Below are 19,659 nucleotides of genomic sequence, written 5' to 3'. Positions count from 1 at the left end.
CTTTGCCCCAGCTGAATTTTGAGATAGGATTTTTACTGCCCACAAATAGCGGGATAAAAAAAAGACCGCCATATTTCGGCAGTCTTAATCGATAAATTCAAATTCATATTCAAGAATTTTGACAATATCTCCGTCTTTTGCACCACGTGCACGAAGCGCTTCATCAATACCCATTCCACGCATTTGACGAGCGAAACGACGTATAGATTCATCACGTGAGAAGTCCGTCATTTTGAATGTCTTCTCGATATCGTAACCAGAAATAACAAACGTGCCGTCACTTTCACGTGTAATTTCAAATTTAAGACTTTCAGCATCAAATTTGTACATTACACTTGCTTCAGACTCTTCGACAACATCGTACATTGGGAATTCTGGTGTTGTTTCTAATAAGTTCGCTACTTCAAATAGTAAATCACGAACACCTTGTTTCGTTACAGCTGAGATTGGGAAAATTTTTACTTCGTCTCCCACTTTCTCTTTAAATGCTTGTAAGTTTTCTTCTGCATCTGGCATATCCATTTTGTTTGCTACAACAACTTGTGGACGCTCTGTTAAACGCATATTGTATTCTTTTAATTCATTATTGATTGTGACATAATCTTCATATGGCTCACGGCCTTCTAAACCAGACATATCAATAACATGCACGATTACACGTGTACGCTCGATATGGCGTAAGAATTGGTGTCCAAGTCCAACGCCGGCATGTGCGCCTTCAATTAGTCCAGGAAGGTCAGCCATAACGAAGCTGCGGTTATCACCAGTTTCAACAACTCCAAGATTCGGAACGATTGTTGTAAAGTGATACTCTGCAATTTTCGGACGTGCTGATGATACAACAGATAATAATGTAGATTTACCTACACTTGGGAATCCAACAAGTCCAACGTCTGCTAGTACTTTAAGTTCTAGAATAACATCACGTTCTTGACCTGGTTCCCCGTTCTCAGCGATTTCTGGCGCTGGGTTCGTTGCTGTTGCGAAACGTGAGTTACCACGGCCACCACGGCCACCTCTTGCGATTACAGCCGTTTGTTCATGCGTTACTAAATCGGCAAGAATTTGGCCTGTTTTTTCATCTTTTACTATTGTTCCTGGTGGAACCTTTACGATTAAATCTTCAGATTTACGACCGTGCTGACCTTTACTCATTCCGTGCTGACCGCGATCAGCTTTGAAATGACGTTGGTAGCGGAAATCCATTAATGTACGTAAGCCTTCTTCAACAACAAAAACAACATCTGCACCTTTACCACCGTCGCCACCTGCTGGGCCACCTTTAGGTACATACTTCTCACGACGATACGCAACCATTCCGTTACCACCGTCGCCGCCTTTTACATATATCTTGACCTGATCTACAAACATTATTTCACCACACTTTTTTCGATTAGTTGTAATATAACTGAGACTTCTTCGTCTCGTACTGTATAAGAAATGGAATACCATTTATTGTTTTGGTTCGCAAGCCAATTCTGTAGTTCTTCTACACTCGTTAGCTTACCACGAAAATCAAAAAAGAAACGAGCATTCTCCGCGTCACATTCAATTGTGATACAAACATAATTTTCAACATATACGTCTAAACTATGCTGAAGCATTGAGAAAAATTGATTCGTCCATGTACATACAGTCTCATCTAGATGAGATAAGTTATGTAATTTCCCTAATACTTCGTACTCCAATAAGCACGGCTGCTGTTTCCAATTATATGTTAAAATCCACTCTGAAAATAAAGGCATTGATAGCCCCATCAGATTGGATTCTTGTCTCGCTTCTTGGACAAAACGATCGATGAGCCTATGAATCTCTTCCACTTTTCCAAGGGAAAGGTTTCCTTTAACCATCTGCAAACGATTGAGCCAATCATGTCTTGAGTGACTCAACGCATCTATAATTGTCCATTTTTCATTCATTTAGATACCCCTTAATATAGAAAAACTCTAACCTGCACTCAGGTTAGAGTTTTCCGTGAGTTCTTATGCTTCTTGAGCAACAGGATATACGCTCACTTGTTTGCGGTCACGGCCAAGACGCTCAAAGCGTACTACGCCGTCAACTTTCGCGTATAAAGTGTCATCGCCACCACGACCAACGTTAACACCTGGATAAATTTTTGTACCGCGTTGACGGTAAAGAATTGAACCACCTGAAACCGTTTGACCATCTGCGCGTTTAGCACCAAGACGTTTTGACTGAGAGTCACGACCGTTCTTTGTACTACCTACACCTTTCTTAGATGCGAAAAACTGAAGATCTAATCTTAACATACGTTACACCTCCTGCACTTTTTCTATTAAACGGATATACTTTCCGTAATCAAGTTCGATCGTCTTTAGCGAAACAACCAATCCTTCTAAAAGCGTTTGTGCTTTTTCTGCTGCATGAACGTCTAAATCATTAGGCAATTCATACGTTAAGAATCCACCATCGCTTCCGAGTTCAATAGTTGCCTGCACATTACAAAGCTCTTCCACTGCATTTATAGAACCAAACACAACCGCTGTAGTTCCAGCACAGACAAGGTCTTGTCCATGTGGCGCATAATCGGCATGTCCAGTCATTTTAAATGATTGGATACTTCCTAATTTCGTGCGACTTATCGTAATTTTAATCATGTTAACCTGAATTAAGCGTTGATAGCTTCAACAACTAGCTTAGTGTAAGGTTGACGATGACCTTGTTTCTTACGATTGTTCTTTTTCGCTTTGTATTTGAAAACGATGATTTTCTTAGCGCGACCTTGTTTTTCAACTTTAGCAGTCACTGTTGCGCCTTCTACAACTGGGCTACCAACTTTAACGTTTTCGCCACCAACGAAAAGAACTTTGTCAAAAGTAACAGTTTCACCAGCTTCAACATCTAATTTTTCAATGTAGATTGCTTGACCAGCTTCAACTTTAATTTGTTTTCCACCTGTTTCGATAATTGCGTACATACTTGCACCTCCTCTTAATTACTAAGACTCGCCAAAAACGAGGTAGACATAAAATGTCTTTAGGGAACCTGTCTTGTGCGGTTGTAGCATATAGCCGTTTAGGTGCTATAAACTATAACATAAAGATGTTATCATGAATCATAGACTATTGTCAATAAATGTTCTGCTAACTATTTTTTCCGTTCTACAATTTCTTTCTTACTTCCAAATCGGATAATAGCGTACTTTTCGATAATATAATCTTTGAAATAAATTTCAAATGGAAGATTTTTTTGTAATTCTTTTTGTAGAAAATGCTTTTGCAAAATTTTCGGTGCAGCGATTAATACTGCTTCATCTTCTATATTGCTATATGTAATTAGTTCTCTCTCTAACTCATACGCAATCGTTTCATAAGACATAACATACCCCGTCGCTTTACAAGGTGTACACTCTTCTAATAATACGTCACGTAACGAATGTTTCTTACGTTTTCGCGTCATCTCCAAAATCCCTAACTCAGTAAACCCAAGCACTCTCGTATAAGTGCAATCATCTTGCATAGCAGCTATGAGACTTTCCCTTACCTTTTCTTTATCTTCTCGTCTTTTCATATTAATAAAGTCAATTAATATCATTCCGCCAATATCACGAAGTCTTAATTGACGAGCAATCTCTTCAGCAGCCATTTCATTTGTACGAAGTACTGTATCTTGTAAATTTTGTTTTCCAGTAAACTTACCCGTATTCACATCAATTACAGTCATCGTCTCCATTTGTTCCACGATTAGATAGGCACCATTTGGCAGCCAAACAATTTTTTGAAGTGCTTTCTCAATTTCACGTTCTATTCCAAAATGATTAAACATCGAAGATTTTTCATTATAAAAGGATACTCTTTCTTTCCCTACTTTTTCTTCTAATTCTTTTACCACACTTCTTGTATCTACAACTACTTTTTCAATCGTTTCAATTGGGTTCTCCTGAAATACACGATCTAAAAACGTCGCTGGTCGATGAAGTAGTAACGGTGCCTTCCCCTGATCTTCTTTTCTTTTTAATTCTTCATATAGTTGTTGCAACCCTTGCATTTCAGCTTGTATTTCATCGATTGTTCCTTTTTCAGAAGCAGAACGGAATATATATCCTCCTGTCCCTTCCACTTCAATATGAAGTAACTCTTGTCTTCTCTTGTTATTTTTTATTTTCCGAGAAACAGCACGCATTTCATCATACGGCATATACACGACATATTTCCCAGTAAATTCTATCTTCGCCGTTAACTTTGGCCCTTTCGTATCAATTGCCTCTTTGACAACTTGTACAAGTATTGCTTGTCCCTCATGTACGCGATATGAAGGTGGTACATCATCGTATGAAAGATATGCATGTTTTTCTAATCCGATATTTACAAAGGCCGCATTCATTCCAGCAATTGTTCTTACGATACGTCCAACATAAATATGTCCGACAATTTCCTGCTCTTCATTACGTTTCCATAATAGCTCGACAACTTTTCGCTTCTCTTCTATCGCAACACGCTTTTCTGAACCAGTGTAATTAATATATAACGTCTTCAAAATTCTTTCCTCACTTTATAATTTTCTTTGCTTTTACAATAATAAAAGGTTAGTGTTATCGTCAACACTAACCTATCAATTCTTCAACAGATGAAGTTGTTCGTTTTTCAGCAAAATACGCATAGAGCAATTCATTTTCATCCAATGTGTAATGCTCTTTATATTTTCCATGGACGATAATAGAGTGTTTGTATCCTCTACGAAATTTCGTGAAAATCGTATATAAACGATCTTCTGTATTCACCTCAATAGGTGCAATTTTTTCAATATCTCTTTTATTCCCATAATAACGTTCTAATAAAAAGCGCATAAATGCGTACCGTCTTTGTTTCCATTCTTGATACAAAGAAATCGCTAGAAAAACAAGTAATACCCACATCATAATGTTATTACTATTCCAAAGTAACTGCCACCCTAATATTACACTAAAAAAAACACATGACAATTTCATCATCTTTTCATGTGCTTGTAAATAAGGAAAACGATATGATAATACATTAAATAATACTTTTCCACCATCAAGTGGCCAAATAGGCAATAAATTAAAACCTAAAATAACGAAATTATTCCATACAAAGAAATGATACAAATCATCAGTTACCCAACCCGCTTGATACAAAATATAAGCGACTGCAATCATCCATATATTCTGAATTGGCCCCGCTATAACGACAATTAATTCTTCTTTTAATGACTTATTCCCATGTTCTTCGAGCTCAGCTACGCCACCAAAGGGCAAAAGCTGAATTTGTTTAATACGCCAATTATAATATGCAGCTGCAAAAGCATGCCCAAGTTCATGAACTAGAACGATACAAAATAGTAATATTAATTCTTTAAAGCGTGCCGTGAAAATACCAATAATGATAATAACCCAAAACAATGGATGTACTGTAATTTTTGTTAAAACATCTCTATATTTAATCAAATGAAATCACCTGAATCGGATCAATAAATTTTTCATTCTTTTTCATCGCGAAATAAAATTTGCCGTTTTTATTATTTTCGTCGCTATTCACCGTTCCGATTTTTTGTTTTTTTGAAACGTAATCATATAACTTCACTGACATATCGTTTAAATTTCCATACCAAGACTCCGTGCCATCAGCGTGTTGAATTTGAACTGTATTTCCAAGTTCCTCTTTCTTGCCCGCAAAAACAACTACACCTTCATTCACTGACTCAACCGTTGCATTTGTAGCCGTTTGAACAAATACACCTTGGCCATTTTTTTGAAACCCTTGCATCACCTTTCCAGAGGCAGGAATCGCATAATCCTTTTGCTGAATAGCCTTTTCTTTTTTCTCATTTGGAGAAAAGAAAACGAGAGGTTTTCCAAACTGCTTTTCATACCATTTCGATATAGTAGCAAATTGAAATTCTTCTTGCATAACTTTTTCTGTGACAGCTCTAGTACCATCAAAAGAAGAAGGTGCATTCTTAAATAAAATAGCAACTGAGAGAACTAATATTGCTGACAGCAAAACTTTGAAGAGAAAAACTTCTTTTCGAAATAGAGGGTGAATTTCCTTCTCTCCTTCTTCAATAAATACCGTGTCACTATCAAAGTCTCCTCCAGCAAAATACTGATCTTCCTCCATCCTTTCTTGCTCTGCTTTCCTTTTCGCAATCCGCTTTTTAATTTCTTCCACACGTCTATTCTTCATACTGTCTCCTTTCTTTAGTGAGCCTTATTCAAATAGAAACAGTTATATACAGTTTGTACATATGTATGAGTTATGGAAGAAAGATATTCATGCGAAGAAAAAAAGAAAGCACTCCGCATTTATGCGAAGTGCTTTTAACGAATTCCAAAGAAATTTTTCATCTTTGTAAATACCGATACTTTTTCTTGTTCAAATGCTTGTAATGGCACATTCTCACCTAACAAACGTCTTGCAATATTGCGATAAGCTATTGCTGCTTTTCCGCTCGGTTGCAACGCTACAGGTTCGCCTGTATTCGTAGCACGAATAACTTCATCATCATCTTCGACAACACCAAGAAGCTCGATTGACAATGTACGTACGATTTCATCAACATCTAACATATCCTGTTCATGAAGCATATGACTACGCACACGGTTAATGACAAGTTTCGGCGGTTCAATATCCTCTTTCTCTAAAAGCCCGATAATACGATCCGCATCACGCATTGAGGATACCTCTGGTGTTGTTACAACGATTGCTTTATCCGCACCTGCTACAGCATTTTTAAATCCCTGCTCAATCCCCGCAGGACAATCAATTAATATGTAATCATAATCTTGACGTAATACTTGTATTAATTCATCCATTTGTTCAGGTGTTACCGCCGATTTATCGCTCGTTTGTGCTGCAGGTAATAAATAAAGATCATCAAAACGCTTATCTTTAATAAGAGCCTGAGGTAAACGACAACGCCCTTCAACGACATCAACAAGATCAAATACAATACGATTTTCCAGCCCCATTACTACGTCTAAATTACGTAAACCGATATCTGTATCAATTAAACACACTTTCTTTCCAGATAACGCAAGGGCTGTACCAATGTTCGCAGACGTTGTAGTTTTACCTACGCCGCCTTTTCCAGATGTAATTACTATTGCCTCTCCCACAGCTATACAATTCCCCTTTCTAACTTTGTTAAATTAGGTCTAAGATGAGTGAGAAGTTGCAGGCGATCGACAACAATGTGATTGTTCTCATTAATATACGCACATTCGGCCGCCTCCGCTCCGTCCTCTTTCTCTTCCGGAGCCCGCATTGTCACATCACTAATTCGGAGTTGCATAGGGTTCATAATAGATGCAGCAATAACAGCTTCTGAATCTCCATCATACCCCGCATGTGCAACCCCTCTTAGTGATCCCACGACAAAAATATTCCCCCCAGCGATAACCGTTCCGCCTGGATTAACATCTCCAATTAATAATAAATTTCCTTTTACATGTAACACTTGTCCAGAGCGAACAATTTTGGAAATAGGGACAATTTCTGTTTCTTCTTTCCAAGCTATTGCTTCTGCTTTTGTTATAACATCACTATCAATTGATTCCACAACAAGATTCTTCTTATTGCGAATTAACGTACGAATCTCTTCTTGTTGTACTTCTGTTAAATAACGATTTCCTACTTTAACACGCACTTCAATCAAAGAACGTCCGTCACCATCATAGTAATGTGTAGAAAGCTTTTCATCCAATTCTTTTAATAGTTCAGAGAATGAACAGCAATCATCTAAATGAAGTGTTATTCCATCTTTTGTCCCTTTTATCGTTACATTTTGTTGCTTTTTTTCTTCCACTAAAGTTCACCCCACCGATTCAATTCGACATAAAATTAGAAAATCCTTTTTTCTTTTTCTTCCATCGCTTTTGAAAGACGCACTAAATATCGTCTCAGTGGGAAACAAACTATCAATAAGAAAATTCCATTTAGCAATAAAGTAGCAAGGAGACGATCGGTGAAAAAGACATACGCCGACATGTGAGTACGCCCTAACAAAGTTAAAAATCCATACACATAATACTCTAATGCTGCAATACTAGCTAATACGATAGAAACAACAATAAATAAATTCAATTGCAATACCTTCATCGCACTATAAACTAAATATGTCAAAATTGGATAAGCAAATATATATATACCAACAAGTTCTGTGTATACGGTATCAAATAAGAAACCAAATAATAGTCCGTAGTAAATCCCTTGAACCAGACCATAGTACACTGTAATAAAACATAACACAATTATAAAGAAATGAGGTGCTGCTATACTGTCTTTCCAAAAGACGTCTGTTGGAACAACAGTAGAGAACATATTTTCAAATAAAAAAACAAAAAGGAGCAAAAGAGGAAGAGCTGCTCTTTTTAAAACTTTTATCATCTCTTCTTCCCCCCCTATTCTAACGGTGCCGAAGGCGTGTCACGTTTGACAACCGTAATATGCTCTACGTCATTTAAATCAGCAGCAGGTTTTACATAAGCTGTTTTTGTTAAACCGTATGGATCAGGCTGAACATCAACGATTTTTCCGATTACAAGACCTTTCGGGAAAATATCACCAAGTCCAGATGTTACAACTAGTTGATCTTTTTGTACTGGTACATCAGAGCCAATCTTTGTGAAAAGAAGTAATTGTTTTTCTTTATCGTAACCTTCAATCAACCCAAAGATTTTTTCTTGTCCTTGTACAATAGCAGAAACACGGTTTGTTCGGCTCATAGAACTTAACAACTCTACTGATGATGTAAACTGAGATACACTTTTCACTCGTCCAACTAAACCTTGTGAAGTTATTACCGCCATATCTTTTTTAATTCCTTGTTGTGCCCCTTTATCAATTCCAACTAGATCGTACCATTTGTCGGGATTACGAGAAACAACAGTAGCTGGAATTTCAGTATAACCGCTATTTAACGCTGTTTTACCAGTTAACTCTTGTAGTTTCTTTTTATCATCTTCTAATTGCTTTACGTCAACTGATAACTTTGCATAGTTATCTAATTTTGCTTTTAATTCTTTATTCTCTTCATACGTGCGCTTTACATCTTCTACGTTTTCGAAGAATCCGGCAACATAATTCGCTGGCTTTTGGAATACACGTTCTACAACACCGACAGTATCTTTTATAAACTGCTCGGGCCATGTTAAACTGTTCCGTTCTTTCAATGAGATTCCAATCAATGCCACGAGAAGAATAATACTAACTAACAAAACAATTAATCTTTTGTTTAAGAAAAACTGTGGCACGTTCACACCCTCTTAATTTCATTGATTTTTATTTTGCAATATTATCGAGCAGCAGTTTTGAAAAGGTCGATATTGTCTAATGCTTTACCCGTTCCAATCGCTACGCAATCTAATGGGTTTTCTGCAACAAGAACTGGCATATTTGTTTCTTCACTAATAACTTTATCTAAGTTACGTAGTAATGCCCCGCCACCCGTTAATACGATACCACGGTCCATAATATCTGCCGCTAATTCAGGTGGAGTTTTCTCTAATGTATTTTTAACTGATTCTACAATCGCATCTACTGTATCTTTTAATGCATCTGCAATTTCTTCTGGTTGAATTAATACTGTTTTTGGTAAACCACTTACTAAATCACGACCGCGAATTTCCATAGGTTCAATACCTTCTGGCTCGCCTGCAGAACCGATTTCTAATTTTAATGCTTCAGCTGTTCTTTCACCAATCATTAAGTTGTAGCTTTTCTTAATGTACTGAATGATTGAATCATCCATATCATCACCAGCAACACGAACTGATTGACTTGTTACAATACCACCTAAAGAAATAATTGCAACTTCTGTTGTACCACCACCGATATCAACAACCATACTACCAGTTGGTTCCCAAACAGGTAGGTTCGCACCAATTGCTGCTGCAAATGGCTCTTCAATTGGATATGCATCACGAGCACCAGCTTGACGAGTTGCATCGATTACTGCACGTCTTTCTACAGCTGTAATACCAGATGGTACACATACCATTACGTATGGCTTACGTGAGAAGAATCCATTTGATTTTTGAGCTTGTTGAATGTAATATTTCATCATTGTTGCTGTTGTTTCGTAATCAGCAATTACACCGTCTTTCATAGGGCGAAGTGCCACTACGTTTCCTGGTGTACGACCAATCATTTGTTTTGCATCGCTACCTACTGCAACGATTTGTTTCGTATCAGTTTGTAATGCTACTACTGAAGGCTCACGTAAAACTACACCTTTTCCTTTTACATATACAAGCGTGTTCGCAGTTCCTAAATCTATTCCAAGATCGCGAGTAAAGCCACCAAATCCAAACATATTATTTATCTTCCTTTCTTGTTTTCACGGACTCATTTTCTCTTACTTTATATGATAAAAACAGTACGTTTTTTTATATCTGTATCCTTTTTGTAGATAATTTTCTACAAAAAACTCATAAATCACATTATAAAACAAAATAAGTAAAAAGCATAGTCTTAAATATGACCTTTTTCCTTTAAACTCACGAATTTATGGTCACCTATTATAATATGATCGAGCACTTCAATTCCGATAATCTGGCCGCATTCTACTAAACGTTTTGTTACTTCAATATCTTCTCGGCTCGGCGTCGGGTCTCCTGAGGGATGGTTATGGAGACATATTATAGAGGCTGCTGCACGACGGAATGCTTCTTTAAAAACTTCCCTCGGATGCACAATCGACGTATTTAAACTTCCAATAAAAATCGTTTGCCTATGTATAACTTGATTTTTTGTATTCAAATATAAACACACAAAATGCTCCTGCTGTAAAAAACGCATCTCTTCCATCATATAACTCGCACAATCTTCCGGGCTTCGAATGCTATATCTATTCCGATATTCTAAACGAACCATTCTTCTCCCTAATTCAAAAGCAGCCATAAGTTGCGACGCTTTTGCGATTCCAACACCATGAATGCTTATTAGCTCTTCTAATGTTGCGTCTTTCAACATTCGTAAACCATCAAAATGGTGTAAAATTTTATCTGATAACGTTAAAACTGTATCTTCTTTAGAACCTGTTCTGAGTAATACTGCAAGAAGCTCTCGATGCGATAAACTTCCAGCTCCTTCTAACAATAAACGCTCCCGTGGCTGTTCCTCTTTCACAACATCACGAATACCGTTCATTTCTTCACCTCTTTTTTATTAGTTCTCTCAAAGAAAACCCCATGCAATTTTACGCATGGGTTACATCGCTATCAAACTGTTTTAATTCACGAACAAGACGTGCAATTGGCAAGCCTACCACACTATAATAATCCCCTTGAATGTGCTGAACAAAAATAGATCCTTTCCCTTGGATCCCATAACTTCCTGCTTTATCAAGTGGTTCCTTCGATGCAACGTATGCGTCAATTTCATCTTCTGTTAATTCCCAAAACGTCACTTCTGTACGCTCATAAAAAGTTACCGTTTTCTCTTTTAATATAATCGCAACACCAGTATATACTTCATGTGTTTTCCCTGATAATAATTGTAACATTTCTTTCGCCTCAGCCCCATTAGACGGCTTTCCAAGAATACGTGACTCATATGTAACAATTGTATCTGCACCTAATACAATATCATCACTATAATTTTCTGCTACGGCAGATGCTTTTTGTAAAGCAAGCGACATAACAATATCAGAAGGTGATGAATATGCACCAATCGTCTCATCTACTTCACTAACAACAACTTCAAATGGCACATCAGCTAATTCAAGCAGTTCCTTCCTCCGAGGTGATCCTGAAGCTAAAATAATTTTTTTCATGTTTTCTCCTTCCTTTCTCATATGAAGCAGAACAATTCCTATCAATCGTATCAAAGGAATAGTTTTCCCACAAATTAGAGAAATATCATTTTCTCTAATTAAAATAATAATTTTTTTAATACGATTATACTCTGCCCACAAAGAAAGCACTTTGTTCTAAATTCAAAAGAAAAGAAAGAAGTATAAATACTTCTTTCTCCTTCATCTTATTATCATTTCACTTTTTGTGAAACTATTTTTTCATATGAAAGTAAGCCATCAATAATAACTTGATTTAATTTAGCTACAGATTCCTTATCACTCTTCCCTTCCTTAATTGTTTGCACGGCTACTGACGTGTACGTATAAAGCTTCTTCGCATCTTCACGCTTCATACTTTTCCCTTCTTTTTCAATCGCTTTCCACTCTTTTGTGATTGCTTCTATATCTTTTGGGTTACTCTTTCCACTAGTTTGCACACCGAAAACGTATTTTTCAAAATGAGTATACAATGGCTGTATTTTCGCTAAAAACCCACCCACTTCTTTATTATTTTTGAGTAATGCTTTATCTGTAATATCCCAATTTTTTTTCAAAACTGAAACACCATCTTGCTTATACTGGCCTATTAATTGATTCACAGCTTGTTCATCACTTGCAACACCAACAACTAACGCATACTTATCACCACTCGGTTTCAAAGCAGCCACGCCTCCATTACTTTTCCACTCTTCAATAGCTGCCTGTCCCTTTTCTTCAGAGGAGTATAGCCCTCCTTGAACGAAAAATAGTTTCATTGGTTCTAATGCAGCTCCTACCTGCGCTTTTTGTTCTACCGTTCCGTCCACCTTTTGTTCCTCATTACCTGTCTGCTTCGAAGCCGTTACCGTACCTTCCCCTGTTGTCCCTTGTCCAGTTAATAAATGAATTATCCCCATCCCAAATACAGTACCGATAATAATTGCAGTTGCAACGATTGCGATTATTGTTGTACTCCATTTCTTTCGGTATTGTGCCATAGACGATGTCTTTTCTTTTTTAAAAGGTACAACGTTTTGCGGTCTTTCACTTTCGACTACCATCCATTCAAACTCATCTTTCTTCTTTTCTTCATACTTCGCTTCTGTTCCATTTACTTTCACCGAGATCGTTCGTGATTGCTTGTCCATACACTCACACCTCACCTCTTATCGTTGTCCGCATCATATCATATTCATTTCACAAAAAAACGAGATATTTGTCAGAGGAATTCGCCAAATTATCCTATATAATTATCTTATATGTATGCATTTGACTTCATTTGTAGAACAAAAAACTAGATAGCAAATACTATCTAGTTTTTTTCGCAAATATATTTTCGAACTTCGGAAATGAAATATAGAGAACCTGTTATGATGAAAACATCATTTTCTCCTATCATTTCAATCTTCGTATCAATTGCCTCTTTCCAATCTTCAAAAATTAATCTTGATTCTTTTTGTGAATACGATGCAAGTTTGTCAGCAGAAATAGCACGATCAAAGGCGAATGTTGTAAAAATAATTTCATCGGCAATGGCTTCTAATTGCCCTACCATGTTATGTAACTGCTTGTCACCAAGAGCAGTAAATAAAACTACTACATTTTTATCTTTGTAATGTGCCTCTACTGTTTTCACAAGGCTTTCAATACCCTCTGAATTATGAGCACCATCTATAATAATATCCGGGTTACTTTGTAGCTTTTCAAATCGGCCAATCCAGTACGCTTCCTGTAATCCAACTTTCATTTCCTCTTCATTAATTAAAAATGATAAATATGTTTTTAAATACATTACGGCCATAAGCGCTACTGTAGCATTGCCTACTTGATGAATACCTTTCATCGAAATCCGAACATCTTCAAATGAGGCGAATGGACAAGCAAAATCAAAATGTTCTCCATCTTCATTAGAATGTTTATGTAGTGATGTAAACTGTTTGCCAAGTTCATATACGTTTGCATGATTTTCCTTCGCAACCTTTTGAATGACTTGCAATGCTTCTTCATCTTGTACACCAGTAATTACTGGAACACCTGATTTAATAATCCCTGCCTTTTCATATGCAATTTCTCCTAGTGTATTCCCTAAAATATGCATATGATCGTGACCGATATTCGTAATAATAGTGAGAACAGGATGAATAACGTTTGTAGAATCAAACCTTCCCCCAAGCCCTGTTTCAAATAAAACAACATCACAGAAATTAACTTTACCGAAATAGCAAATTGCCATAACAGTAATAATTTCAAACTCGGTCGCTTCTCCTAAATCCGTCTCGTCTAGTTTTTCAACGACCGGCTTTACCATATTTACAAGTTCCGCAATCTCTTCATCTGCAATTGGTGTTCCGTTCACACTAATACGTTCATTGAATGTTTCGATATAAGGAGAGGTAAATGTTCCTACTTTATATTTCGCGCCCTCTAACATGTTGCGCATGTATGTTAAAGTTGAACCTTTTCCATTTGTACCCGCAAGATGAACACATTTTATATGACGCTCTGGATTTCCGAGCTCTTCTAACATCCATTGCATTCTTTCTAATCCTGGTTTTATCCCAAATTTCAATCGGCTATGAATCCATCCTATCGCTTCTTCGTATGTATGTATCACGTATGTTATTCCCCTTTCAAAAGACAACCTTCATACCTCTATTATACGCAAAGAAAAGAGACTCACCAATATAGTGAGTCTCTGAAAAAATATTTTATTTCTCAAGATCCGCTAGGCGTTGACGAACCGCTTCACGTTTTTCTAGGTAATCTTGCTCTTTCGCACGCTCTCCGTCAATAACTGCTGCAGGAGCTTTCGCTACGAAACCTTGGTTTGAAAGTTTCTTCTGTACTCGTTCTACTTCTTTATCGAACTTCTCAAGTTCTTTTTCAAGACGAGCTTTTTCCTCATCAAGATTGATAAGATCAGCTAACGGTAAGAATAACTCTGCACCTGATACGATTGCAGTCATCGCTTTTTCTGGCGCTTGTAGATCTGTTTTAATTGTTAATTCACTTGGGTTACAGAAACGCTCAATGTAAGAGCTGTTTTTCGTAAGTTGAGCTAGTACTGCCTCATCTTTTGCTTTAATTTGCATTTGAACTTTTTTGCTCATTGGCGTATTTACTTCTGCACGGATGTTACGAACAGAGCGAATGATATCAACTAGAAGGTGCATTTCTGCTGCCGCTTCTTTATCTTGTAAATCTTCGCGAACTGTTGGCCATGCTGCTACTGTAATAGACTCGCCTTCATGCGGTAAATGCTGCCAAATTTTCTCTGTTACGAATGGCATGAACGGGTGTAATAGACGCATTGTTTGGTCTAATACGTAAGCTAAAATAGAACGAGTTGTTTTCTTAGCTGTCTCATCTTCACCGTATAGTGGCAGTTTCGCCATCTCAATGTACCAGTCACAGAAATCATCCCAAATGAAGTTGTATAATGAACGACCAGCTTCACCGAACTCATATTTATCCATGTTACGTGTTACACTTTCGATTGTTTCGTTTAAGCGAGTTAAAATCCACTTATCTGCAACTGATTTTTCACCAGTTAAATCGATTTCTTCATACTTCATGTCATCCATGTTCATTAATACGAAACGTGATGCGTTCCAAATTTTATTAATGAAGTTCCAAGTAGATTCTACTTTCTCCATGCTGAAGCGTAAATCTTGGCCTGGTGCACTTCCTGTTGATAAGAAGTAACGCATTGCATCTGCACCGTATTTCTCGATAACATCCATAGGATCAATACCGTTACCAAGAGATTTACTCATTTTACGTCCTTGCTCATCACGAACTAAACCGTGAATTAATACATCTTTAAATGGACGCTCTCCTGTAAACTCTAAACCTTGGAAAATCATACGAGATACCCAGAAGAAGATAATATCATAACCAGTTACTAGTGCATCTGTTGAATAGAACTTTTTAAAGTCTGCTGCCTCTTCATTTGGCCAGCCAAGTGTTGAGAATGGCCATAACGCTGAGCTAAACCATGTATCAAGTACGTCATTATCTTGATTCCAGTTTTCAATATCCGTTGGTGCTTCTGTACCTACGTATATTTCACCAGTTTCTTTATGATACCAAGCTGGAATGCGATGTCCCCACCATAATTGACGAGAAATACACCAGTCATGAATGTTTTCCATCCAGCGTAAGTATGTGTTTTCAAAACGCTCTGGTACGAACGTTACTTTTTCTTCTTCTTTTTGTTGAAGTTCTACCGCTTTTTCTGCAAGTGGAGCCATTTTTACGAACCATTGTGTTGATAAGTAAGGCTCAACAACTGCACCGCTACGCTCACTATGACCTACTGAGTGCATATGAGGCTCGATTTCTACTAATACGCCAGCTTCTTGTAAGTCTTTCACTAACTCTTTACGACATTCGAAACGATCCATACCGTTATACTTGCCAGCTTTTTCGTTCATCGTTCCATTTTCGTTCATTACTAAAATACGTGGTAAGTCATGACGGTTACCTACTTCAAAGTCATTCGGGTCATGAGCTGGTGTAATTTTCACAACGCCTGTTCCGAAGTCTTTTTCTACGTATTCATCAGCAATAATCGGAATCTCACGGCCTACGATTGGAAGTGTAACTGTTTTTCCGATTAAATGTTTGTAGCGATCATCTTCTGGATGAACTGCTACTGCTGTATCACCAAGCATTGTTTCTGGACGAGTAGTTGCAAGACGAATGTGACCAGAACCATCTGTTAACGGATAATTCATATGGTAGAATGCACCTTGAACTTCTTTATGAATTACTTCAATATCAGAAAGAGCTGTGCGTGTTGCTGGATCCCAGTTGATAATATACTCACCGCGGTAAATTAAACCTTTTTCATATAATTGAACAAATACTTTATTAACAGCGTTAGATAAACCTTCGTCTAATGTGAAACGTTCACGAGAATAGTCTAGTCCTAAACCAACTTTTCCCCATTGTTGACGAATGTGAGAAGCGTATTCTTCTTTCCATTCCCAAGCTTTTTCAAGGAATTTCTCACGGCCAAGATCGTAACGTGAAATACCTTCTTCACGAAGTTTCCCTTCTACTTTCGCTTGCGTTGCGATACCAGCATGGTCCATTCCTGGAAGCCACAGTACATCGTAACCTTGCATACGTTTCGTACGAGTTAAAATATCTTGAAGAGTTGTATCCCAAGCATGACCTAAGTGTAACTTACCAGTTACGTTCGGAGGTGGAATTACAATTGTATACGGTTGTTTCTTCTCGTCTCCTGTTGCTTCGAAATATTTGCCTTCAAGCCACCATTGATAAAGGCCTTCTTCAACGGACATATGATCATATTTAGTTGGTAAATTCTTTTCCGTGTTTGACATTATTTTCCCTCCTTAAAATAAAAAATGCCCCTCATCCAAAAAAGGACGAGGGACATCGCGGTACCACCTTTATTTACAAACAAATTCAGAATTTGCTTATACTCTTAATTTGATAACGGACAAATCCGTCTTTTCCTAATGAGAACTATTCCGTTCAGAAAAGATGCTCCAGGGCTACCTTCTAACATAACTATCTAGAGAATCTCCCAGCTAATGATTCTCCTCTCTGAAGACGTTTCATGTTATACTCTTCCCCTTCAATGCATTTATATGATTGTTAATTATTATATACAATAGTGTAAAAAACGAAACCTTATTCGTCAAGATAAATTTGAAACTACGGCTTTTATCTCTTTATGAAACTAATAAAAAAAGATAAGCAGGGTTCTCCCTACTTATCTTCTTCATCCGTTCCCTTGCTGGGCAGCTTGTAATTGCGAAAGGAAATATTCTGTATTGCTAACGAGCCAATGCGATTGCTGCAGACTTTTCACCCCGCGGAGCTCATTTTCTTCATTACGACTCTTTCTTCTTTTCGTATACGACTGAATTTGCCGAATAAAATGCGACGGATACGTCATATATGCAAACATAAGAAGCTGCTCCTCTTTCGAAAACGGGAAATTTTTTTGATACATTTGATACCATTCAAAGCGGTCACTCCGTGCAATTGGATATGTGTTTAAAGACCGCGAATAAAAACCTACTATATCTTGCACAGGCGTTGCAAACTGCGATTTTTCTAAACTAATAAAATAGCCGTTTCGCTCATAATCAAATAAAAAATGATTAAGCGAGACATTCCCATGAACGAAAGTAGTACGTGTTGTTTCCTTTTCTTTCATCGCATCATGCCATTCATTTAATTGCTTTGTTGCGAACTCGCGAGCTCTCATAACATGGTGATAATACGTACAATATTGTAATTCAAACGGAGACATATACCACTTCGCTTCAGATTCTACAAGAAACTCTTCTAACATCTCACCATCATTTTCCCAACGGTCGGATATATTTGTATAATGTTTTTCTAACTCTTCTTCTGTATAGGTCTCCTCTTTCACCGTTTTTTGATGCAACGTTCCGAGCGTCTGAAACATTTTGTAATATTGATCGTTATCCTCACCGTTTCCTTCCGCACGCTCTAACCAAGGCATTAAATAATAACTATATGTCCCATCACTTAAGACATAATTTCCGTCCGTCGCATGATAAATAGGTACATAATTCGAAAAACCTTTCTCTTTCAAATATTGAATGTGATGCAAAAAATTATTCCGCTCTAATTTTCTATCTTGTATTTTCTTTAACGCATACGGACCTTGATTCGTATAAATTTTCATTACACTTCCGTGCTCTTCCATATGCTGCGTATCCAATCTATATTGCCTGACAATGGGTTCATAGCGATTTCGTAATTCAATATCCATACGAATGACCCTTTCTTGTTCAAAACATAACTTCTAGGAAAAGAAAAGAGGTGAGTGAAAAAACTCACTCACTTATTTCACTTTTGCTTTTGAAACAGGAATATATATAATTTGCCCTGTAGTCAAATATATATCTTCTGATTGATTTACACGGTATAAGTTTTGTACAGACGTTTCATAACGATCTGCAACAGATTCGATCGTATCCCCTTCTTGCACGAAATACATTCTTAACTTTGTAAATTCTTCTTCCGGTTCTTTCGTAAATAATTTCGTTAAATAAAGCGCATTTTCATCTCGCTGTGAGTACGCTTCTTCTTCTTGCTCTTCTTGTTTTTTTGCTTTTTCTTTCTTGAAATCTTTTCGACCGAACAATTCAAATTGTGGCGTTGTTTCTTTCTCCTCTACACGCTCCACAAATTCATGTTCTTCTATTTCCTCTTCCTCTACTTCCTGCTCTTTTCTTTCCTCTAGTTGAAACGGTTCAAATGCGTAATCTTCCCACTCATCTGATTCCTTATAAGATGGTTCTTCTACATATGGTACGGGCCTATTTTCATCCTCTTGTTCTAAATCATCTTCTAACTCAGCATATGTCGTGTCGTCCTCTTCTTCCTCTTCCTCAATTCTTTCCTCGTCACATAAACCTGTAATAGATATATCCGCTAACAATTGTAAGCAACCATTTTCCTTTAATTCATAATCAAATTCCTCAATTGATACATATAGTTCTTCAATTACTTTCACTCGATTTCTCGGAATTGATATTTCAAGCGGAAAGGAATGGACAAGCTCATTAACCCCGTCTTCCCTTGTTTCTACATAATCAATTGCCTTTGCTGGTGATAGCTCTCTTAATGAATAAGCTGAATCATCTTGCCTTGCAACATACTCTCCCGTTAAATCTAACTGCCCTCTCACGATAACTTCATGATCAAGCTCTTCTATCTCAACGTCTGGATCTAACGAAATTGACAAAAGTTCTTCGACTTCCTGTCCTTTTTGGAACCAAACAGATTCTTTTAATGAAAATCGTAATGAATGATCTAGTGTCACTTCTTTTCCCCCTCCCAAACTATATGTCATTACAGATTTATGTTCCCTAAGGCTACTTTATG

20 protein-coding genes and 2 other annotated features are annotated in these 19,659 nt (G+C 37.2%); all 20 genes read right to left on the bottom strand.

Features of this window, described 5'->3' with window-relative positions:
* Positions 1 to 84 precede the first annotated feature (84 nt).
* Complete coding sequence (gene obgE / locus JDS80_RS00410; protein WP_000497121.1) at positions 85 to 1,371, bottom strand: GTPase ObgE; 1,287 nt, start codon at positions 1,369 to 1,371, stop codon at positions 85 to 87.
* On the bottom strand, positions 1,371 to 1,919 hold the full coding sequence (locus JDS80_RS00405) for a sporulation initiation phosphotransferase B (protein ID WP_071745758.1): 549 nt from the start codon (positions 1,917 to 1,919) through the stop codon (positions 1,371 to 1,373). The genes obgE and JDS80_RS00405 overlap by 1 nt, the downstream gene beginning before the upstream one ends.
* A gap of 63 nt (positions 1,920 to 1,982) precedes the next feature.
* Entirely contained in the window at positions 1,983 to 2,273 is a 291-nt protein-coding gene (gene rpmA, locus JDS80_RS00400; protein WP_000944957.1) for a 50S ribosomal protein L27, read from the bottom strand.
* A gap of 3 nt (positions 2,274 to 2,276) precedes the next feature.
* On the bottom strand, positions 2,277 to 2,621 hold the full coding sequence (locus JDS80_RS00395; RefSeq protein WP_001973720.1) for a ribosomal-processing cysteine protease Prp: 345 nt from the start codon (positions 2,619 to 2,621) through the stop codon (positions 2,277 to 2,279).
* Between the two features lie 11 nt (positions 2,622 to 2,632).
* Positions 2,633 to 2,941, bottom strand: coding sequence for a 50S ribosomal protein L21 (gene rplU, locus JDS80_RS00390; RefSeq protein WP_000270907.1), 309 nt, complete (start codon positions 2,939 to 2,941; stop codon positions 2,633 to 2,635).
* Positions 2,942 to 2,955: 14 nt separating this feature from the next.
* Positions 2,956 to 3,034 (bottom strand) — a sequence feature (ribosomal protein L21 leader region).
* Between the two features lie 77 nt (positions 3,035 to 3,111).
* Positions 3,112 to 4,500, bottom strand: coding sequence for an Rne/Rng family ribonuclease (locus tag JDS80_RS00385; protein ID WP_199636757.1), 1,389 nt, complete (start codon positions 4,498 to 4,500; stop codon positions 3,112 to 3,114).
* 67 nt (positions 4,501 to 4,567) lie between these two features.
* Positions 4,568 to 5,428: a M50 family metallopeptidase gene (locus JDS80_RS00380; protein ID WP_199636756.1), complete on the bottom strand. Its 861-nt coding sequence runs from the start codon at positions 5,426 to 5,428 to the stop codon at positions 4,568 to 4,570.
* A complete protein-coding gene (locus JDS80_RS00375; protein WP_071745761.1) occupies positions 5,421 to 6,167 on the bottom strand; it encodes a M23 family metallopeptidase in 747 nt (248 codons plus the stop codon). The genes JDS80_RS00380 and JDS80_RS00375 overlap by 8 nt, the downstream gene beginning before the upstream one ends.
* A 134-nt stretch (positions 6,168 to 6,301) precedes the next feature.
* Positions 6,302 to 7,099, bottom strand: coding sequence for a septum site-determining protein MinD (gene minD / locus JDS80_RS00370; protein WP_000503308.1), 798 nt, complete (start codon positions 7,097 to 7,099; stop codon positions 6,302 to 6,304).
* Positions 7,100 to 7,101: 2 nt separating this feature from the next.
* The gene (gene minC, locus JDS80_RS00365; RefSeq protein WP_071745762.1) at positions 7,102 to 7,788 is read right to left on the bottom strand and encodes a septum site-determining protein MinC; all 687 of its coding nucleotides are present in this window, start codon (positions 7,786 to 7,788) and stop codon (positions 7,102 to 7,104) included.
* Between the two features lie 35 nt (positions 7,789 to 7,823).
* Positions 7,824 to 8,369: a rod shape-determining protein MreD gene (mreD, locus tag JDS80_RS00360; RefSeq protein ID WP_199636754.1), complete on the bottom strand. Its 546-nt coding sequence runs from the start codon at positions 8,367 to 8,369 to the stop codon at positions 7,824 to 7,826.
* A gap of 14 nt (positions 8,370 to 8,383) precedes the next feature.
* The gene (gene mreC, locus JDS80_RS00355; RefSeq protein WP_071745764.1) at positions 8,384 to 9,235 is read right to left on the bottom strand and encodes a rod shape-determining protein MreC; all 852 of its coding nucleotides are present in this window, start codon (positions 9,233 to 9,235) and stop codon (positions 8,384 to 8,386) included.
* 41 nt (positions 9,236 to 9,276) lie between these two features.
* Positions 9,277 to 10,296 (bottom strand): cell shape-determining protein MreB, encoded by a 1,020-nt coding sequence (gene mreB / locus JDS80_RS00350; RefSeq protein ID WP_000466738.1) that lies wholly within the window; start codon positions 10,294 to 10,296, stop codon positions 9,277 to 9,279.
* A gap of 158 nt (positions 10,297 to 10,454) precedes the next feature.
* Entirely contained in the window at positions 10,455 to 11,132 is a 678-nt protein-coding gene (gene radC / locus JDS80_RS00345) for a DNA repair protein RadC (RefSeq protein WP_199636753.1), read from the bottom strand.
* Positions 11,133 to 11,181: 49 nt separating this feature from the next.
* A complete protein-coding gene (locus JDS80_RS00340) occupies positions 11,182 to 11,757 on the bottom strand; it encodes a Maf family protein (RefSeq protein WP_071745805.1) in 576 nt (191 codons plus the stop codon).
* Between the two features lie 212 nt (positions 11,758 to 11,969).
* Complete coding sequence (locus JDS80_RS00335) at positions 11,970 to 12,905, bottom strand: stage II sporulation protein B (RefSeq protein ID WP_199636752.1); 936 nt, start codon at positions 12,903 to 12,905, stop codon at positions 11,970 to 11,972.
* 164 nt (positions 12,906 to 13,069) lie between these two features.
* Entirely contained in the window at positions 13,070 to 14,371 is a 1,302-nt protein-coding gene (locus JDS80_RS00330) for a glutamate ligase domain-containing protein (protein WP_199636751.1), read from the bottom strand.
* Between the two features lie 94 nt (positions 14,372 to 14,465).
* Positions 14,466 to 17,111 carry a valine--tRNA ligase gene (locus JDS80_RS00325; RefSeq protein WP_071745768.1) on the bottom strand — a complete coding sequence of 882 codons (2,646 nt, stop codon included), beginning with the start codon at positions 17,109 to 17,111 and terminating at the stop codon, positions 14,466 to 14,468.
* Positions 17,112 to 17,149: 38 nt separating this feature from the next.
* Positions 17,150 to 17,381 (bottom strand) — a binding site (T-box leader).
* 134 nt (positions 17,382 to 17,515) lie between these two features.
* Positions 17,516 to 18,541, bottom strand: coding sequence for a spore coat protein YsxE (gene ysxE, locus JDS80_RS00320; RefSeq protein WP_199636749.1), 1,026 nt, complete (start codon positions 18,539 to 18,541; stop codon positions 17,516 to 17,518).
* 72 nt (positions 18,542 to 18,613) lie between these two features.
* Positions 18,614 to 19,627 carry a stage VI sporulation protein D gene (gene spoVID, locus JDS80_RS00315; RefSeq protein WP_199636748.1) on the bottom strand — a complete coding sequence of 338 codons (1,014 nt, stop codon included), beginning with the start codon at positions 19,625 to 19,627 and terminating at the stop codon, positions 18,614 to 18,616.
* Positions 19,628 to 19,659: the final 32 nt, after the last annotated feature.

Source organism: Bacillus cereus group sp. N8 (assembly GCF_016483685.1).
Lineage (GTDB): Bacteria > Bacillota > Bacilli > Bacillales > Bacillaceae_G > Bacillus_A > Bacillus_A proteolyticus.
This window is presented reverse-complemented; position numbering and strand designations above follow the sequence as displayed.